Source organism: Cellulomonas hominis, from assembly GCF_014201095.1.
In the GTDB taxonomy this organism is placed as follows: domain Bacteria; phylum Actinomycetota; class Actinomycetes; order Actinomycetales; family Cellulomonadaceae; genus Cellulomonas; species Cellulomonas hominis.
Genome location: NZ_JACHDN010000001.1, coordinates 80,238 through 98,338 on the forward strand (window position 1 = coordinate 80,238; position 18,101 = coordinate 98,338).

Annotated in this window: 16 protein-coding genes and 1 riboswitch; of the genes, 10 read left to right on the forward strand and 6 right to left on the reverse strand. The window is 76.1% G+C overall.

The window, feature by feature from the left end; all coding sequences use genetic code 11:
• The first annotated feature begins 1 nt into the window (after nucleotide 1).
• Both HNR08_RS00410 and HNR08_RS00415 read left to right on the forward strand, forming a co-directional pair.
• On the forward strand, nucleotides 2–2,167 hold the full coding sequence (locus HNR08_RS00410; protein ID WP_146838942.1) for a YhgE/Pip domain-containing protein: 2,166 nt from the start codon (nucleotides 2–4) through the stop codon (nucleotides 2,165–2,167).
• A 13-nt stretch (nucleotides 2,168–2,180) separates the two neighbouring features.
• Nucleotides 2,181–2,807: a TetR/AcrR family transcriptional regulator gene (locus HNR08_RS00415; protein WP_146838944.1), complete on the forward strand. Its 627-nt coding sequence runs from the start codon at nucleotides 2,181–2,183 to the stop codon at nucleotides 2,805–2,807.
• Nucleotides 2,808–2,873: 66 nt separating this feature from the next.
• Here the strand turns inward: HNR08_RS00415 and HNR08_RS00420 are convergent, their stop codons facing one another.
• The 5 genes from HNR08_RS00420 to HNR08_RS00440 all read right to left on the reverse strand — a co-directional run bounded on the left by HNR08_RS00420 (nucleotide 2,874) and on the right by HNR08_RS00440 (nucleotide 10,697).
• Nucleotides 2,874–3,098: a BldC family transcriptional regulator gene (locus HNR08_RS00420; protein ID WP_146838946.1), complete on the reverse strand. Its 225-nt coding sequence runs from the start codon at nucleotides 3,096–3,098 to the stop codon at nucleotides 2,874–2,876.
• Between the two features lie 19 nt (nucleotides 3,099–3,117).
• Nucleotides 3,118–3,192: riboswitch (cyclic di-GMP riboswitch) on the reverse strand.
• Between the two features lie 110 nt (nucleotides 3,193–3,302).
• Nucleotides 3,303–3,998 carry a response regulator gene (locus tag HNR08_RS00425; protein WP_146838948.1) on the reverse strand — a complete coding sequence of 232 codons (696 nt, stop codon included), beginning with the start codon at nucleotides 3,996–3,998 and terminating at the stop codon, nucleotides 3,303–3,305.
• Nucleotides 3,995–6,520 carry a DUF4118 domain-containing protein gene (locus tag HNR08_RS00430; protein WP_146838950.1) on the reverse strand — a complete coding sequence of 842 codons (2,526 nt, stop codon included), beginning with the start codon at nucleotides 6,518–6,520 and terminating at the stop codon, nucleotides 3,995–3,997. Before HNR08_RS00430 ends, HNR08_RS00425 begins: the two co-directional genes overlap by 4 nt.
• A 280-nt stretch (nucleotides 6,521–6,800) precedes the next feature.
• The gene (locus HNR08_RS00435; RefSeq protein ID WP_146838952.1) at nucleotides 6,801–9,353 is read right to left on the reverse strand and encodes a hypothetical protein; all 2,553 of its coding nucleotides are present in this window, start codon (nucleotides 9,351–9,353) and stop codon (nucleotides 6,801–6,803) included.
• 102 nt (nucleotides 9,354–9,455) lie between these two features.
• The gene (locus HNR08_RS00440; protein ID WP_168432407.1) at nucleotides 9,456–10,697 is read right to left on the reverse strand and encodes an IS256 family transposase; all 1,242 of its coding nucleotides are present in this window, start codon (nucleotides 10,695–10,697) and stop codon (nucleotides 9,456–9,458) included.
• A gap of 478 nt (nucleotides 10,698–11,175) precedes the next feature.
• Here HNR08_RS00440 and HNR08_RS00445 point away from each other — a divergent pair, with 478 nt between their 5' ends.
• The 7 genes from HNR08_RS00445 (at nucleotide 11,176) to HNR08_RS00475 (ending at nucleotide 16,404) form a co-directional block, all read left to right on the forward strand.
• Nucleotides 11,176–11,835: a hypothetical protein gene (locus tag HNR08_RS00445; RefSeq protein ID WP_146840394.1), complete on the forward strand. Its 660-nt coding sequence runs from the start codon at nucleotides 11,176–11,178 to the stop codon at nucleotides 11,833–11,835.
• A 98-nt stretch (nucleotides 11,836–11,933) separates the two neighbouring features.
• Entirely contained in the window at nucleotides 11,934–12,491 is a 558-nt protein-coding gene (locus HNR08_RS00450; RefSeq protein ID WP_146840395.1) for a hypothetical protein, read from the forward strand.
• The gene (locus HNR08_RS00455; RefSeq protein ID WP_146840396.1) at nucleotides 12,488–13,087 is read left to right on the forward strand and encodes a hypothetical protein; all 600 of its coding nucleotides are present in this window, start codon (nucleotides 12,488–12,490) and stop codon (nucleotides 13,085–13,087) included. Before HNR08_RS00450 ends, HNR08_RS00455 begins: the two co-directional genes overlap by 4 nt.
• Complete coding sequence (locus tag HNR08_RS00460) at nucleotides 13,084–13,674, forward strand: hypothetical protein (protein WP_146840397.1); 591 nt, start codon at nucleotides 13,084–13,086, stop codon at nucleotides 13,672–13,674. Before HNR08_RS00455 ends, HNR08_RS00460 begins: the two co-directional genes overlap by 4 nt.
• Nucleotides 13,671–15,122 (forward strand): RCC1 domain-containing protein, encoded by a 1,452-nt coding sequence (locus HNR08_RS00465; protein ID WP_146840398.1) that lies wholly within the window; start codon nucleotides 13,671–13,673, stop codon nucleotides 15,120–15,122. The genes HNR08_RS00460 and HNR08_RS00465 overlap by 4 nt, the downstream gene beginning before the upstream one ends.
• A complete protein-coding gene (locus HNR08_RS00470; protein ID WP_168432044.1) occupies nucleotides 15,119–15,796 on the forward strand; it encodes a hypothetical protein in 678 nt (225 codons plus the stop codon). Before HNR08_RS00465 ends, HNR08_RS00470 begins: the two co-directional genes overlap by 4 nt.
• Nucleotides 15,793–16,404, forward strand: coding sequence for a signal peptidase I (locus HNR08_RS00475; protein ID WP_183834705.1), 612 nt, complete (start codon nucleotides 15,793–15,795; stop codon nucleotides 16,402–16,404). The genes HNR08_RS00470 and HNR08_RS00475 overlap by 4 nt, the downstream gene beginning before the upstream one ends.
• A 213-nt stretch (nucleotides 16,405–16,617) precedes the next feature.
• Here HNR08_RS00475 and HNR08_RS00480 read toward each other — a convergent pair whose 3' ends face one another.
• Nucleotides 16,618–17,151, reverse strand: a complete 534-nt coding sequence (locus HNR08_RS00480; protein ID WP_146840400.1) for a hypothetical protein — start codon at nucleotides 17,149–17,151, stop codon at nucleotides 16,618–16,620.
• A gap of 318 nt (nucleotides 17,152–17,469) precedes the next feature.
• On the opposite strand from HNR08_RS00480, the gene HNR08_RS00485 reads away from it, so the two are divergent.
• Nucleotides 17,470–18,057 (forward strand): hypothetical protein, encoded by a 588-nt coding sequence (locus tag HNR08_RS00485; RefSeq protein ID WP_146840401.1) that lies wholly within the window; start codon nucleotides 17,470–17,472, stop codon nucleotides 18,055–18,057.
• Nucleotides 18,058–18,101 lie beyond the last annotated feature (44 nt).

Sequence of the window (18,101 nt, forward strand, 5' to 3'; positions counted from 1 at the left end):
CATGCTCTCGTTCACCTCCACCGGCACCGAGCTGCGCCGGTTCCGCCGCGGGCTGCTGCCCCGCCTCGCCGTCGGCGCGATGGTCCTCGTGCCGCTGCTGTACGGCGCGCTCTACCTGTGGGCCTTCTGGGACCCGACCGGCAACATGGACCGCCTGCCCGTCGCCCTGGTCAACGCCGACACCGGCGCCACGCTGGACGACGAGCCGCTGGCCGCGGGCACCGAGGTCACCGACCAGCTCGTCGACTCCGGGGACCTCGACTGGCGCCTCACCGACGCGCAGGACGCCGCGGACGGCGTCGCGGACGGCACCTACTACTTCGCCGTCACGATCCCCGCCGACTTCTCCGCCGACATCGCCTCGGCCGGCGGCGACGACCCGACCGCGGCGCAGCTCCAGGTCACGTACAACGACGCGAACTCCTTCCTCGCCTCCACCCTCGGCCGCACCGCCATGGCGCAGGTGCAGTCCGCCGTGTCCGCCACCATCGGCGAGCAGGCCGTCGACACGATGCTGGTCGGCCTCGGCTCCGCCCGCGACGGCTTCGCCACGGCCGCCGACGGCGCGCTCACCCTCCGCGCCGCGAGCGGCGACCTGTCCACCGGCGCGCACCAGGTCGCCGACGGGGCGGTCAGCGCCGCGGACGGCGCCGCCCGGCTGGCCGACGGCTCGGGCACGCTCGCCACGGGCACGGACACCCTGGCGTCGGGCGCGGGGCAGCTCGCCTCGGGCGCCGCGACGCTGTCCTCCGGCGCGGGCCAGGCGGCCCAGGGCGCCGCGACGCTCGCCGCCGGCGCGGGGCAGCTCGCCTCGGGCGCGTCGACCGCCGCGCAGTCGTCCACGACGCTGGCCGGGGGCGCGCACGCGGTCCGGCAGGGCGTCGACACGCTCGCCGCGTCGACCACCGCGATGTCCGCGGCGGCGCAGACGCTCACGGGGTCGCTCGGCACCCTCGGCGCCACGCTCACCCAGGTCGCGCAGCAGAACGCCGCGGCAGGCGACCTCGCCACCGCCGGGCAGATCCAGGCCGCGCTCACCACCCTGCAGACGACCGTCGACGGCCTCGGGCTCCCCGACGCGGACGAGCAGGCCGCGGCCGCCCAGCAGCTCACGAAGCTCGTCCAGGGCGCCCACGACCTCGACGCCGGCGCCGGCGCCCTGAGCACCGGCCTCGGCACCCTCGCCACGAAGTCGGGCGAGCTCGCGGCCGGCGCGTCGCAGCTGTCCGCCGGCACCTCCCAGGTCGCGTCCGGCGCCCAGCAGCTCGCCGGCGCGACGAGCACCCTGTCCGCCGGCGCCACACGCCTCCAGACCGGTTCGCACGACCTCGCGGACGGCGCGGCCGAGCTCGCGACCGGCACCGGCACCCTCGCGGACGGCGCGGGGCAGGTGGCCGACGGCACCGACCAGGTGGGCGACGGCGCGCAGCAGATCGCGGACGGCCTGTCCGACGGCGCGGCCCAGATCCCCGACGACTCCGACGCCACCCGCACCGCCCGGGCGGACGTGATCTCCTCCCCGGTGTCGCTGTCCTCCGACGACCTCGCGCAGGCGGAGGGCTTCGGCGAGGGCTTCGCGCCGTTCTTCATCCCGCTGGCGCTGTTCGTCGGCGCGCTCATCACCTGGCTGCTGCTCCGGCCGCTGCCGTCGCGCGCCCTGGCCACCCCGGCGGCCGGCTGGCGGACCGCGTTCGCGGGGTACCTGCCGGCGCTGGCCATCGGCGTCGCCCAGGTCGCGGTGATGCTCGCGGTGATCCACTGGGGCGTCGGCCTGGAGATGTCCACGGCGCTCGGCACCATCGGGTTCACGCTGCTGGTCGCGGCGACGTTCCTGGCCCTGCAGCAGATGCTCGTCGCGGTGCTCGGCCCGGCCGCCGGCAAGGTCGCGATCCTCGCGCTGCTCATGCTGCAGCTCGCGTCGTCCGGCGGCACCTACCCCGTGGAGACCACCCCGGCCTTCTTCCGGGCGATCCACCCGCTGCTCCCCATGAGCTACGCCGTCACCGGCCTGCGCCAGACGATCACCGGTGGCGTCGACGGGCGGCTGTGGCTGTCCGTGGCGGTGCTCGGCGTGGTCCTCCTGGGCTCGCTCGCCCTGACCGCGTGGCGCGCCGGGCGGCTCCGCACGTGGAGCCTGTCCCGCCTGCACCCCGCCCTGACGATCTGACAGGCTGAGCACCATGCGCACCACCGACGGCCCGGCCGCCCCCGATGCACCCGCACCGCGGACGGCCGGGCCGCGGCGCACCGACGACGCGCGCGGCGGGGGCACCCGCGAGGCGATCACCGCCGCGACCGTCGCGCTCATCGCGGACCGCGGGTTCTCCGCCACGTCCGTCGACGACATCGCCGAGCGCGCCGGCGTCGCCAAGGGCAGCGTCTACTACAACTTCGGGTCCAAGTCCGCGCTGTTCGAGACCGTGCTCGGCGAGGGCCAGCGCCGGCTGACGGCCGCGCTGCGGGGCGCTGTCGAGGGCCGGTCCGGGCGCGAGGCCGTCGGGGCGCTGGTGCACGAGCTGCTCGAGCAGATCCACGCGCACCCCGACTTCGCCAAGGTGCTGGTCGCGGAGGTGTTCCGCACCGGACGCGACTGGCAGGACTCGATCCGCCAGGTGCGCGACGAGTCGTTCGCGGTGTTCGCGGAGGTCGTCGCCGAGTCCTGGCCCGGGCGCGACCCGTCGCTCACCGCGGCGGCCATGTTCGGCGCCACCCTCGTCGCGGGCCTGGAGTGGCTGGCGTTCCAGCCGGAGCGCACCGTGGCCGAGGTCCGGCGCGCCGTGCTCGCCACCCTGGTCGAGCCGCTCTGAACCACCGTCCCCCGGACAGCGGAGGACCCCCCGGGCCGATCCGGCCCGGGGGGTCCTCGCGTGGTCTCAGTAGCGCGCGACCTGCTGCGGCACCGCGCCGAGCAGCTCCATGACCTCGGACTCGAGGAAGCGGCGGTGGCCGCCGAGGGTGCGCACGGCCGACAGCTTGCCGGCCTGGGCCCAGCGGGTGACGGTCTTCGGGTCCACGCGGAACATGACCGCGACCTCACCCGGGGTGAGGAGGGAGGACGTCGCCTGCGTCGGGAGCTGGGCCTCGAGGGGGTACGTCATGGTGGTGACTCCTAGTCGGTTCGGTAGCCCGGCTGGCCCAGAGGGCCCCGTGGCTTTGCGTCCCTGCCTTGCGGCAGGTTTGCCGTTGTCGCTCAACGCGGAGAACTATACAGAAATCGGACAGATCGGCAAGTACCGCCCGAGAGCGGACAGCCGCGCTGGTCACGGATGTGGGCGCTCACATCGCCGGGGCACGGGAGCGCGTCAGGCCGCCCCGCCCGACGGGTCGAACCGGTAGCCCATCCCCGGCTCCGTGAGCAGGTACCGAGGTGCCGCCGGGTCCGGTTCCAGCTTCTTGCGCAGCTGCGACAGGTACAGCCGGAGGTAGCCCGTGTCCGTGACGTGCTCGGAGCCCCAGATGTCCTGCAGCAGCGTCTGCCGGGTCACGAGACGGCCGGCGTTCCGGACGAGGATCTCGAGGATCCGCCACTCCGTCGGCGTCAGCCGGACCGGCTCGGGCGGGCTGCCGTCGCGCGTGACGGTCGTGGCCGTGAGGTCGACGGTCACGTCCCCGATCCGGACCAGCGGCTCGGCGTCCTGCCCGGGTACCCGCCGGGTGAGCGCCCGGATCCGGGCCAGGAGCTCGTCCACCCCGAACGGCTTGGTCACGTAGTCGTCGGCGCCGGCGTCCAGCGCCTCCACCTTGTCCGCCGAGCCGGTGCGCCCGGACAGCACGAGGATCGGCGCGCTCGTCCAGCCGCGCAGCCCGTGGATCACCTCGACCCCGTCGAGCCGCGGCATCCCGAGGTCGATCAGGTACAGGTCGGGCTTGTGCTCGATCGCCTGGTTCAGCGCCGCGGTGCCGTCCGTCGCCGTGAGGATCTCGTACCCGCGGGCCCGCAGCGTGATGCGCAGGGCGCGCAGGATCTGCGGGTCGTCGTCGGCGATGAGGATCTTCACGCCTCCTCCTCCCCCGCGCCACCGTCGGCCTGGCGCAGCGCGATCACCATGGTCAGGCCGCCGCCGGGGGTGTCCTCCGGCGTGAGCGTGCCGCCCATGCCCTCGGTGAACCCGCGGGACAGCGCGAGACCCAGCCCGAGCCCCGTCGCGTTGTCGGTGTCGCCGAGGCGCTGGAACGGCAGGAACAGGTCCGCCCGCCGGTCGGCCGGCACCCCGCGCCCGTGGTCCACCACCCGGATCTCCACCCGGTCCGCGAACGCGCTGGTCTGCACCCGCGCCGGCACCCCCGGCGGGCTCACGTGCACCGCGTTGGCCAGCACGTTGACGATCACGCGGCGCAGCAGCGCGGGGTCCGCCGTCACGGGCGGCAGCGCGGGGTCGAGCTCCAGGTGCACGTCGTGGGGGCCGAGCCGGAGCTCGTCGAGCGCCGGCAGGATCACGTCGTCCACGTCCGTCGGGCGGCAGGAGACGCCGAGCACGCCGGCCTGCAGCCGGCTCACGTCGAGCAGGTCCGTCACCAGGCCGGTGAGCGTCGCGAGGCTCTCCTCCGCCGTGGCGAGCAGCTCCTCCCGGTCGGCCGGCGACCAGTCGACGTCTGCGGACCGCAGGCTGCCCACCGCCGTCGTCGCAGCCGTCAGCGGGCGGCGCAGGTCGTGGCTCACCGCGGACAGCAGGGCGCTGCGCACCTGGTCGGTCTCCCGCAGCGGGCCGATGGCGTCCGCGGTGCGGCTGAGCCGCTGGTGCTCCAGCGCCGCCGCCACCTGCGTGACCACCACGCCGAGCAGCCGCCCGCCCGCGCCGTCGACGTCCGCCGTGTCCGCGCCCGGGGCGTCCGGCGCCCCGTCGTCCAGGGCGAGCACCGTGTGCTCGTCGACGTCCACCGTCGGCGCGCCCGCCCGGACGGTGCCCGACTCCGCCAGCACCTCGTCGCCCGCGCGCAGCCGCACGCCCGCCAGCCCGAACGCCTCCCGCGCCCGGTCCAGCAGCGCGGTCACGGCGTCCTGCCCGCTCAGCACCCCGCCCGCCACGGTCGCCAGCAGCTCGGACTCCGCCCGGGCGCGCTGCGCCGCGCGGCTGCGCCGGGCCGCCAGGTCGACCACCGCGCTCACCAGGAGCGCGTTCACCACGTACAGCCCGAGCGCCAGCACGTGCCGCGTCTCGGCGATCGTCACCGTCTGCACCGGTTCGATGAAGAAGTAGTCCAGGCTCACGCCCGACAGCACCGCCGTCAGCAGCGACGGCCAGAACCCCCCGACCAGCGCGACCACCACGACGAGGATCTGGTACGTCAGCACGTCGCCGACCAGCGACGTCTCCGTCCGCGTGGCCTCCAGCACCCAGGTGAGCAGCGGGCCGAGGACCAGGCACAGGCCGAAGCCGAGCGCCCGCCGCCGCGCCGTCAGCGCGCCGCCGACCAGCCGGGGCAGCGCCAGCCGCCCGCCCGCCGCCGCGTGGTTCACGATGTGCACGTCGATCGGCCCCGCCAGCCGGATGACGGTCGCCCCGATGCCCGGACCCGACAGCGCCGCCGCCAGCCGGCCCCGCCGGCTGATGCCGATGACCACCTGCGTCGCGTCCACCGACCGCGCGAACTCCACGAGCGTCCGCGGCACGTCCTCGCCGACCACCTGGTGGTACGTCCCGCCGAGCTGCTCGGTGAGGGCCACCTGCCCGGCCAGCGCCTCCGGGTCCGCGTCCCGCAGCCCCGTCTGCGCGCTGACGTGCACCGCGAGCAGCTCACCGCCCGCCGACCGCGCCGCGATCCGCGCACCCCGGCGCAGCAGCGTCTCCCCCTCCGGCCCGCCGGTCAGCGCGACCACCACGCGCTCGCGCGCCTCCCACGGCACGTCGATCGCGTGCTCCGCGCGGTAGCTGCGCAGCGCCGAGTCCACCTCGTCCGCCAGCCACAGCAGCGCGAGCTCGCGCAGCGCCGTGAGGTTGCCCAGGCGGAAGTAGTTCGACAGCGCCGCGTCGACCCGCTCCGCCGGGTACACGTGGCCCTCCGCCAGCCGGTCCCGCAGCGACTGCGGCGCCAGGTCCACCAGCTCGATCTGGTCCGCCGCGCGCAGCACCCGGTCCGGCACCGTCTCCCGCTGGGGGACACCGGTGATCGTCCGGACCACGTCGTTCAGGGACGCGATGTGCTGGATGTTCACCGTCGTCAGGACATCGATGCCCGCGTCCAGCAGCTCCGCGACGTCCTGCCACCGCTTGTCGTGGCGGGACCCCGGGGCGTTCGTGTGCGCGTACTCGTCGACCAGCGCCACCTGCGGCCGCCGGGCGAGCACCCCCGCCAGGTCCATCTCCGTCAGCGCGACGCCGCGGTGCTCCACGCGCACGCGCGGCACGACCTCGAAGCCCTCCAGCAGCGCCGCGGTCGCCCCGCGACCGTGGGTCTCGACCACCGCCACCACGACGTCCGTGCCGTCCGCGCGCAGGTCGCGGCCCGCCTCGAGCATCGCGTACGTCTTCCCGACCCCGGGCGCCGCCCCGAGCAGGACGCGCAGCCGGCCCCGCGTCATCCGCCCCATCCTCCTGGTCGTCGCGGGCCCCTCCGGCGGGGAGCGCGGCCCGTGCCGGCTCGCCCGAAGCCCTGGGCCCTGCGGGCGATCGTAGACCCGCGTGGGGGCGTGACCTGCAGGGGCGGTCGACCCGCGAGGGGCGGGCGACCCCCGGGGGCGGGTGGCCTGCGGGGGCGGGCGGCCCGCGGGGGCGGGCGGCCCGCGGAGGCGGGTGGCCTGCGGAGGCGGGTCGCCCGGTCTCCCGCGCGGCCCCGCCCCCGCAGGTGTCGCGCCCACGACCTCAGCCGTCGAGCCCCTCGGCCTCGTCGAGCGCCCTCCGGACGCGAGCCCGGTGCATCACGACCACGGCCCCGGCCGCGACGAGCGCGACGGCCACGCCGCCCGCGACCCGCAGGTCCGCGCCCGTGACGGCCAGCGGCGGCGGGGCCGCCGCGACGGTGAGGGTCTCGGACTCCTCGCCGCAGGTGCCCTCGGAGAGCACCTCCCCATCGGGTCCCGTCGTCCGCTCGACGAACCCGTACGTCCCCGGGGCAGTGGTGACGTACCGCGCGGTCCGGTACTCCCCCGCACCGCCGGTCAGCGGGACGGTCGTCGTCCAGACGGGCTCCGTGCACACGAGCTCCGCGCCGGGCGCCGCGTGGAAGAGGTCCACCCGGGCGACGCTGCCGGCGGGGAACGATCCCGTCGCCGTGACCGCGTCCCAGACCTCGGCCCCGGTCTCCGGTGCGTCCGACGAGGCCAGCGCCGTGGTCCGGACCGCGGGCGCGTCGACGACCAGGGTCGTCTCCGCGACGGCCCCGCAGTCGCCCCGGTCCAGGACGGTGCCGTCGGAACGGGTCAGCGTCTCCACCCAGTACACGGCCCCGGCCCGTCCGGGCGCGGGCGCCGTCCCGGAGTCGTAGTAGCCGGGCCCCGCGACCTGGACCGGGTCGGAGGTCCACAGGAGCGTGGACCCGTCGCACACGGGCTCGGCCGCGGGGTCCTGCGGCCCGTACGCGGCGAACACCAGGTGGTCGCCCGGTTCGGTCGTCCCCGTGACGAGCGCGACGTCGTGCATGGTCCCGCCGGCGGGCGCGGTGTCCTGCGCCCGCGTCACGGCCTCGGGCGGCACGACGACCTCGGGCGGGCCGGGCACGAAGAAGACCTCGCGCAGGTCGTCGAACGGGCTGACGAACGGCTCGACCCGGTCGTCGCCGGCGAACGCGTAGACGAACACGAAGTAGTCACCGCCCGGGTGGGTGGCGGCGGACGGCGCGACGACCGGGTGCGCCTCGTCGTAGCCCACCTGGTAGACCCCGTCGACCGCCGCCACGGTGTCGGCCCAGTGCACGGGCGTGCCCTCCGGCACCTCGGAGCCGGTCGGCAGCGCGGGCAGCGGGCCGTACACGGTGACGGTCGCCTCGCCGAGGTCCGGCTGCCACGGGCCCAGCCCGCCGAACGACCCGTGGCCGTCCGGGTAGCCGGTGACGGTGATGCGGTCGAAGGCCCGCCCGCCGGGGACCACGTTGAACTCCCGGGTCTCCGACTCGTGCGCGAGGGAGTACCGGTCGACGGCCGTCTCGGCGGCCTCGAAGAACGGCGCGGTGAAGTCCTCCCGGAGGTACGGCGCCGACGCCCCGGCGTCCGCCACCCGGATCGAGACGACGGCCGTGTAGAAGCCGTCCCCCGTCGAGCGCACGGTGCCGGGCGTGGTCACCGGGCCGGGGCCGTCGGCGACGACGCGCTCGACCCCCGCCACCGGCGCGTCCGCGGGCGGGGCGTCCGCCTGGGGCTGCGGCTCGGGGAACGGGCCGTACCAGGTCACGTGCGCCGGGACGTCCACGGGGTCCCCGTCGATCGCGATCCACTCGTCGTCCGGCGCGGCCGCGAACTCCACCACGTCCACCAGCGGCCCGCCGTCCGCCACCCGCACGTCCTGGACGGTGGTCGTCGCGCGCGGTCGGAAGTCGCCCACGACGGGGAACTCCGGGCCGGGCACCTCGACGACGCGCAGGTCGTGCTCGGGCCGGTTGCCGTAGGTGAGCTGGTCCTGGCGGTTCCCGGGCAGGTCGACGACGGTGACGGTGGTGCGCCCCGCGTCGTCGAACTCGACCTCGTACCCGACGGCGCCGGTGCCCGTGGCGGTCCACGCCAGCGTGACCGGCTGGTCCCCCGACACCCCCGCGTAGCGCCCGGTGCCGGTGGCGTCGAACACCGCCGGCCCGGTCAGCCGCACCTCGAAGGGAGCGCCCGCGACCGGCAGGCCGGCCGCGCCGACCAGGACGATCCCCTCGATCGTGCCGGTGCGGGTGCCCTGCCCGGTGACGACGCCGGCGCGAGCCGTGTACGGCCCGGCGGTCCGCGCGCCCTCGGCCAGGAACTCGTCCGCGCGGTCCTTGACCGCCTGCGGGGTCGCCGCCGCGATGAGCAGCTTGGCGACCTCCACGACGCCGCCGGCCATCGACCCCGGTCGCTCCTGACGCTGGTGCACGGCGTAGCCGATCGCCGCCTGGGTCAGGTCGTCCGCGTCGCCCCGGTGGCGCGCCAGCGCCGCGGCGAGCGGTGCGTCGTCCACGTACTCCATGCCGAGCGGGACGTCCGCCGGACCGGACGCCGTGACGCGCGCCTGGAGGCAGTAGCCGTGCTCCTCCGCACCGGCCGGCCCCTCGAGCGGGCCCAGGTGCACGGGCCCGTAGCCCTGCGGCGTGATGGTGATGCCGTGCGCGGGCACGCGCGCCTGCGCGGTCGTCGGGCTCGGGGCGAGGACCAGGGCGGACGTCGCCCCGGCCGCGAGCGCCCCGGCGAGGACGACTGACGTCGCCCTCCGGGCATGCCAAGATGGCCGTGCTTGCATGTCAGGTCTCCTGAGGAACTGTCGAGCGGGCGCGAAGGGTCCGGTGTGCCAGGGTCAAGTCCCCGGGCGTGGTGTGTGACGGCTTCCGCGTGATCTTCGGGTTCAGGCGCTGAGCGCCGGGAGTTGGGGCGTGGTCACCTCCGGCGGGTCTGGCAGGGCAGTGAGCCGGGATCGGCCAAGAACGTCCAGGGCGAGGTAGCGGCGTCCTTCGGCCCATTCGTCGTGCTGCTCCGCGAGCACGGCTCCGACCAGGCGGATGATCGAGGTGCGGTCGGGGAAGATCCCCACGACGTCGGTGCGGCGGCGGATCTCGCGGTTGAGACGCTCGTTCGGGTTGTTGGACCAGATCTGGCGCCAGACCTCCTTCGGGAAGGACGTGAACGCCAGGACGTCGGCCCGGGCCGCTTCGAGGTGGTCCGCGACGGCCGGGAGCTTGTCGGCGACGGCGTCCAGCAGCCGGTCGAACTGGGCGTGGACCGCGTCGGTGTCGGGCTGGTCGTAGACGCTGTGCAGCAGCGTCTTGACCCACGGCCAGGAGGACTTCGGGCAGGTCGACATCAGGTTCGCCGCGTAGTGGGTGCGGCACCTCTGCCAGGTCGCGCCGGGCAGGGTCGCGCCGATCGCGGCGACCAGCCCGGAGTGCGCGTCAGAGGTCACCAGCTTGACCCCGGTCAGGCCGCGGGCGGTCAGGTCTCGGAAGAACGTCAACCACCCGGCCCCGTCCTCCGCGGTGGACACGTCGATGCCCAGGATCTCTCGGTGCCCGTCGGCGTTGACCCCGGTCGCGACCATGACCGCGATGTTGACCACCCGTCCGCCCTCACGGACCTTCACGCTCAGGGCATCGGCCGCCACGAACGTGTAGGGGCCGGCGTCCAGCGGACGGGTGCGGAACGCGGCGACCTGCTCGTCCAGGTCCGCGGCCATCCGCGAGACCTGGGACTTCGACAGCCTGGTGATCCCGAGCGACTCGACGAGCTTGTCCATCCGCCGGGTCGAGACGCCCAGGAGGTAGCAGGTTGCAACGACGCTAGTCAGCGCCGCCTCCGCGCGCCGGCGGCGCTCTAGCAACCAGTCGGGGAAGTAGGTGCCGGCGCGCAGCTTGGGGATCGCCACGTCCATCGTGCCGACCCGGGTGTCGAAGTCGCGGTGCCGGTAGCCGTTGCGCACGTTGGTCCGCTCCGCAGAGCGGGAGCCGTAGTCAGCGCCGCAGATCGCGTCGGCTTCGGCGCCCATCAGGGTGTCGATGAACACGCCCAGCAGCTCGCGCAGCAGGTCGGGGCTGGCCGTGCTCAGGTGCTCGTGCAGGAAGCGGGCAGGGTCCAGACTGGGTCCAGCGGTCATCGCGGGTCCTTCTCTCGAGTCGACTTGGTAGGTCTCTCGAAGAATCACGCGGTGACCGCCTACACGTCTACGACGATGCCCGATCAAGGCCGGGCTCGCACACCACTCTGCGGGACGCCACTTGTGCCAGCACCGGGCCCTTCCTCTGTGTCGGCCGACTGTAGCGACGGCCGCGCCGATCACCACGCCGCCGCCGGGAGCCTGGGGACCACGCCCGGCGCGTCGCCGCCCGGGTCCCCCGCACGCGCACCGGCACCACCTAGTCGGTCCACTCAGACGCACCACCTACTGACGTCGCTCACCCCTCCACTCAGCAGAGTGGACGCCGCCTGAGCGGTCCCGTCCCTGGACGTCGGGCACCCGCCACCACTCATGGGCCACGTCACACCCGCCTGAGTGGTCCCCGTCGCGTCCCCTGGTAGCGACCCCCTCACCACTCGCGCCGACCCGGCGCGACTGCATCCGCCAGGAGTCCCGCATGACCGATCAGCCCACCGACGACCGCTCGCGCCGCCGCAAGGCCCTCGTGGCCTGGGGCGCCCTGGCCGGCGTCGCCGCGCTCCTCACGACCGCCGCCTTCACCGACGTCGCCCGCCTCAACCTCGGCAGCGGCGGCATCGGCGGCTCCGACAGCACCTACAACATCCAGGTCGGGGGCACCGACGGCGACGGCACGTTCGTCGCCGGCACCTGGCAGGAGGCCGACGACGCGGCCGGCGTGCCGATCGCGATCTCCGGCGCCGAGTCCGTGTTCCCGGGCTCCACCCCGATCAGCGTCGAGATCCCGGTCCGGAACGACTCGACCGCCTTCGCCTCGTCCCTCTCCCTGACGCTCTCGCAGCTGGCGGACGACGCCGGCGCCGGCCGGGTGACCGACGCGAACTACCTGTCGAGCCTGCGGTTCGACGTCGCGATGCCCGGGACCTCGCGCGACGCGACCCCCGTGGCCGAGTCGGGCCTGACCTTCGCCGAGGCGTCCGCGGTCGTCCTGAACGAGCTCGCCGCCGAGGAGGAGAGCACGGTCACCCTGACCGTCGCCCTGCTGTCGCAGAGCGAGTCCGGCGCCGCGTTCGGCGACAACACGCTGTCCGGCAAGGGCGCGTTCCTGCAGGCGACCTTCGACGGCACCTCCGTCTGAGCGTCCCGCCGCGCACCGGCCCTGCCGGGCGGACCCGCCTCCGCCCGGCAGGGCCGGCCACACCCCCGACCCCGCCCCACCAGCACGAGAGGACCCCGATGCGCACCACGACCCGCCGCGCGGCGGTGCTCGCCCTGCCGCTGTGCCTGCTCGTCGGGCTGACCGCCGCACGGGTGGTCGGCACGGACGAGGTGCGTGTCGACTTCGAGGGCGTGACCTTCGCCCTGGAGTCCGCGGGCAGCGGCTCCCCGGGCTGGCGCCCCGCCGCGGCCGACTGGCACGCGAGCGACGCGGCCTGGACGCTCGACCTCGCGAGCGACGAGCTCGCCCCCGGCGGCTCGGTGGACGTGCGGGTGGCGGTGCGCAACACCTCCGGCACCGACGCCACCGTGGTCCTCGCGCTGGCGGACCCGGACCCCACCAGCCCCGGCACCGACCTGTTCGGCGCCCTCGAAGCCGCAGTCCGCGAGGACGGCGCCCTGCTCGCGTCCGGCCCGGCCGGCGCGGTCCGCGTGACCCTGCCCGGCGCGGTCGGCCCGCACGGCTCCGACGTCCGCGTCCTTGACCTGTCGCTCACCCTGCCCGCCACGGGCGACGGACGCTGGGTCGGCGCCCGCACCGGCGTCCAGGTGCTGCTCGAGGGGACGAGCCGGTGACCGCGCGCCACCGCGCCCCGGGCACCCTCCGCGTGACCCGCCGCCCGGTCCTCGCGCTCGGGGGCGTCGCCGGCGTCCTCCTGCTCGCGGCCGGCACCGCCGTGACGCACGCCGCGTTCACCGACGCGGCCGAGGCCGACCTCGGCCCGGTCGGCGGCGCGTTCGACATCGCGCTCGTCGACGGGTCGGGCGCGGTCGTCCAGGGGAACCCCGACCCCCTGGTGATCGACACGGTCGTCCCCGGCCCCGGCGGCGCCCCGGCCATCGAGGTGGACGTCGTGACGACCACCCGCGCGACCGGCACGATCACCCTGACCGTGCGGAACGCCCGCACGGCGCCCCTGCCGACGGACCCCGGCTTCTCCGGCCCGGGCGCCGACCCGTTCGACGTCGCGCGGTTCACGGTCTCGGTGGACGGCGAGGTCGTCGCGACGGACCGCGCCGCGGACCTCGACCCCGTGGTGATCGACGACTGGGAGACCGGCGTCGCCCGGCGCGTCCAGGTCGCGGTGACCCTCGACCCGGCGCTCGGCAACCCCTACTACTTCAACCGCGCGATGGTCGTCGGCCTGCGCCTGGACGGGAGCACCGCATGACCGCCGCCGCCCTGGCCCTCGCCGGCCTGCTCGCCCTCACCCCCGCATCCGTCGCGCCCGCCGACACCGCCCCGGCCGTCGACCTCGTCGCCGGCAGCACCAGCACCGCGCGGCTCGACGTGCCCTACCCCGGCCACGCAACCGCCTTCGACGTCACCGCGCGCGCCGCGCAGGGCGCCGGCCCCAGCGACCTCGCCCTCGTGCTCGACGGCGGCGACGGCCCGCTCGCGGATGGCCCCGACGCGCTGCGGCTGACGCTGGCCGACGCCGACGGCGCCGTGCTCGCCGAGGGCACCGCCGCCGAGCTGCGCGGCCGCGTCGTCCCGCTGGGGCGGCTCGGCGCGACGCCGGTGACGGTGCACGGCACCGCGGCCCTGCCCGCCTCCGCCGGCGACGCCGCGCAGGGCGCCGGCCTCACGCTGACCTTCCGCCTGGTCGCGGAGCAGGACGCCCCCACCACGTCCGGCGTCCTCGCGACCACCGGCGCCCGCGCCGTCGCGGCCGGCCTCGCCGCCCTCGTCCTGCTGCTGACCGGCCTGCTGCTGGTCGCCGCCCGCCGCCGGTCCCGCACCGAGGAGGACTCGTGACCCGCACCCGCAGCGCCCTGGCCGGCCTCGCGGCCGCCGCGCTCGCCGTCGTCGCCGTCGTCGCGTCCACCGCGCCGACGACCGCCGCCTACACCGACCGCGCCGAGGCCGTCACCGACGTCTTCGCGTCCCCGACCACCCGGTTCGTCCCGCAGCAGACCTACCTGGCGGGCACCGCGGCCGCCGTCCAGGACGACGGCACGATCGCCGTCTGGGGCTACCGCGGCAACGGCCTGTCCGGCACGGGCACGACCACCGTCGACTCGGCCGCGACGATCAGCCTGGTGACGCTGCCGTCCGACGGGCACCCCGACGGCGCGCGCCGCGCGGTGCGGCTGGCCGGCGTCAGCCTCGACAACTACTACCCGGCGGACGTCAGCTACTCGGGCCTCGCCGCGCTGTCCGACGACGGCCGCGTCTACACCTGGGGCGGCAACCAGGTCCACAACATCATGGGCCGCACCAACGCGGTCCCGTTCAACCGCCCCGGCCAGGTGAGCATCCCGGGCACCGTGGTGGACCTCGTGTCGAGCGCCTCGGTGTTCATGGCCCTCACCGACACCGGCGACCTCTACACCTGGGGCTACGCGCAGTCGCGGGGCGTCACCGGCCAGGGCACCGCGACGGCCTCGGCGGCGACGCCGACCCGGATCCTCACCGGCGTGCACTCGATCGGCGCCGGCGTGTGGAACGGCTGGGCGATCCGCGGCAACACCGTCGCCGGCGACGCCACGACCGGCGTGCTGTGGTGGGGCTGGGCCAACGGCGCCGGCGCCTACGCGGGCGACCCGTCCGGGGACAACGTGACCACCTCCCGCTCGACCCCGACCCGGTCGCAGGCCCTGTCGGCGCTCACCACCACCGGCTGCGACGCCGTCGGCGTGGTCGCGGGCTCCCCGGAGGACACCTGCCGGCTCCAGTCGCTCACCGGGCACTACTACGGCAGCCAGGCGGTGCTGGACGACGGCACCCTGCTCACCTGGGGCAACTACGTCGAGTGGGGCACCGGCCGCACCGACGGCGGGTCCGCCGCCAACAACACCCCGACCGCGATCACGCTCGCGGCGGGGGTGACGGCCCGGCAGGTCGCCACGACGGAGGACTACGTGCTCGTGCTCGGCAGCGACGGCTACGCCTACGTGTGGGGGCGCTACTCCTACTCGTACGGCCCGCACCCGAGCACCGGGGCGACGTCGAACGCCAACATCCGCACGCCCACCCGGATGACCGCGCTCGGCCAGGTCGAGCTGCTCGCCGGCACGGGCTACTCGGGCATGGCGCTGCGTGCCGACGGCACGCTCGTGCTCTGGGGCGGCACCACGCAGGGCGGCAGCCACAACACGCACCGGGTGGTCCGGAACGGTTTCGCGACCACGACGACGCCGACGACGCCCTCGCAGGGTCTCACCGCGCTCGTCATGCCCGGCACCGCGGCAGCGTCCGCATGAGCCGCCACCTCGCCCCCGCGCCCGCCGCGACGGCCCCGCGGTTCCCCGTCCGGCGCGCCGGCCTGGCCGCGCTCGTCGCCGCCGTCGCGCTCGTCGCCGGGATGCTCGCCGGCTCGGCCGTCACGTCGGCCGCCTTCACCGACGCCGCGCGCCTCGGCCTCGGTGCGGGCGGCGTCGGCTCGGATGACCCGTTCGACGTCGTCCTCGTCGACGCCGCGGGCACCGCGCGCCAGGCCGCCCCGGGGACGCCCCTCGCGGTGGACCTGCCCGACCGGGACCTGCTCGTCCCCGGCCGCACCGTGGAGACCACCCTGCGCATCGCGAACAACCACGCCTCGATCGCCGCCGCGCTCAGCGCCACCGTCGCCGCCGCGCCCGTCGCGGGCACGCCGGACATCACGCCCCACCTCCGGGTGACCGTCCTCGGCCCCGACGGCGGCGCGCTGCTCGACGGCGCCACCCCCGGCACGCCGGCCGACCTGGGCGTCCTGACGGCCCGCGGCGGCGCGGCCGTGGCGGACGGCGCGGCGTGGTCCGAGGGCGCGGCCGGGTCCTGGACCACCGTGACCGTCCGCGTGCACCTGCTCGACGTCCCCGCCACCGAGGCGCTGAACGGCGGCCTCGCCCGGCTGACCGTCCGCCTCGACGCCACTTCGACCGAGGAGACCGCGTGACCGCCGTGGCCACCGAGCGCACCCCCGCCGGCGCCCCGACCCGACGCGCCCGCCGCGAGCAGCAGCAGCACGCTGCGGCCCGGCCCCGCGCCGGCACCCGGGCCGCCCGGCGCGCGCAGCGGCTGCTGCTCGACCTCGCGGCCGTCGTCGGCGTGCTGAGCCTGCTCGCCGTGGCCGCGTGCCTGGCGCTGGGCGTCCGGCCCGCGGTCGTGGTGTCGGGGTCGATGGCCCCGGGCATCCCGGTCGGCGCGGTGACCCTCGCGCGCACCGTGCCGGCGGAGTCCGTCGCGGTCGGCGACGTGGTCACCGTCCCCCGCACGGACGGCCGCGGCCTGGTGACCCACCGCGTGATCGAGACCGCGCCGGGCACGGGCGGCGCGACCACGCTGCGCCTGCAGGGCGACGCCAACACCGAGCCCGACGCGCTGCCGTACACGGTGACGGAGGTCGGTCAGGTGCTCGGGTCGGTCCCGCACGTCGGGCGCGCGATCGTGGCGTTGCAGGAGAACGTCGTCGCCGTGGTCGCGGGGCTGCTCGTGCTCACCGCCGCGGTCACCTTCCCGGCGCGCGCTGCGCGGCGGTCACCGGGGCGTGCTCGGACCCGCTGACCGTCCGGGTCCGCCACCGCCAGGACCCCGGCGCCGCGGCCCCGAGCCGTGGCCGCGAGCCGGGGCGCCGCGCCGGCCGCCGTCCGGTCGACGGTGCCCACCGGCCGGGTGACGAGCCGGTGGAGCAGCCACGCGAACAGCACCGTCGGAACGCGGGGACACGGCGGCGCGCCGGAGCGGTCGCCGGGTCCCGGCGCCCGCCGGCTCAGCGGTTCACCCGGCGGCGGTGGCCCAGACGAGCGCGTCGGAGCCCGCGGGCAGCACGACCTCGCCCAGCGTGCCGATGGTCACCGTGAGGTCCTGCTCCGGGTCGATCGTCTCCGGCAGCGCGACGACGGTGGTGGCGGGCACGAAGTCCGCGGTGCACGCGCCGGTCCCCGGGTCGGGGAACGTGACCTCCACCGCGGCGTCGCCGGTCGCCTCCGCGCTGGTGTCGGGGACCGCCGGGCAGGTGCTCGACCCGAGGGTGACGACGTACACCAGCGAGTCGTCCGCCGTCCGGCCCGCGGCGGCCACGGCGTCGGCGGGCTGCTCACCGGCGCCGTCCGGCAGGCCGACGACGGACGAGCCGGCCTCGAGCGTCAGCTGCTCCGGCGTGGGCTCCTGCGCGGTCGGCTCGTCCGACGACCCCGCGGCAGCCCCGGCGGTGTCGTCGGTGCCCGACGGGTCCCCGCCGCCGCAGGCGACCAGCAGCGCGACCGCGGCGACGGCGGCGAGCGCGCGCGCCCCGCGCACCCGGGCGCTCACGCCGTCTCCAGCGCGCGCGACGTGACCAGCACGGGCAGGTGGGCGAGGACGAGCACGACCTGGACGACGAGGAGGAACGACTGCCACAGGGTCACGTGCTGCTCCGATGTCCGACGGGGTGGGACCGCTGGAACCTGTCGACGTGCCACGGCATCCCGGCTGGTCAGCCCCCGGAACTGGGGCCGTCCGGGATGTCGCCTCGAGGTTACCGCGTTCCCTTCCCCGGGCCTAGGGTCAGCGGCTCCGGGCCGCACCCGACCCGGCACCCGTGTCAACCAGCCCTTGACACCCGGACCGTGTCAAGCCATCGTTGACACCATGACCGCCGACCCGGACGCCCACTCCGCCGCCCCGACCCTGCGCGACCACCTGGCCGCCGCCCTCGAGGCCGCCGACCCGACGCTCGGCGAGCGCCTCGCCCGGGACGCCGGCGCTCACCTCGAGCTGGTGGCGCTCGCCCGCGCGGCCCGGTCCGAGACCGACGTCCTGCTCGCCGCGGCCGTCGAGTCCGCCCGGGGCGCCGGGTGCACCTGGGAGCAGATCGGTGCCGTGCTCGGCATGACCCGGCAGGCCGCGCAGCAGCGGTACGGGCGCCCGGCGCCGGACGAGCCGCCGGCCGCCCCGAACCGGCGGGTGCTGCGGCCGCTGAGCGCGTTCAACGAGATGGCGGCGCTGGCCCGCGCGGAGCGGTACGGCTGGCACAGCGTCGGCTACGGCCCGCTCTACCACGTGCTCGAGCGCGACGACCGGCACTGGGAGCACGCCCGCACCTGGGGCGGGCGACCCGACGGTGCGGGCTGGCAGCCGGTCGGCGGCGGCTGGGGCTGGTGGAGCTACTGGACCCGGCCGCTCGACGCGCCCGCGTTCCCGGGCGACCCCACCGACGCCGAGCTCCTGCACGGCTGAAACCCGCCGCGCCACCAGCGCGCGCAGTGGAAGGTTCGAGCGGA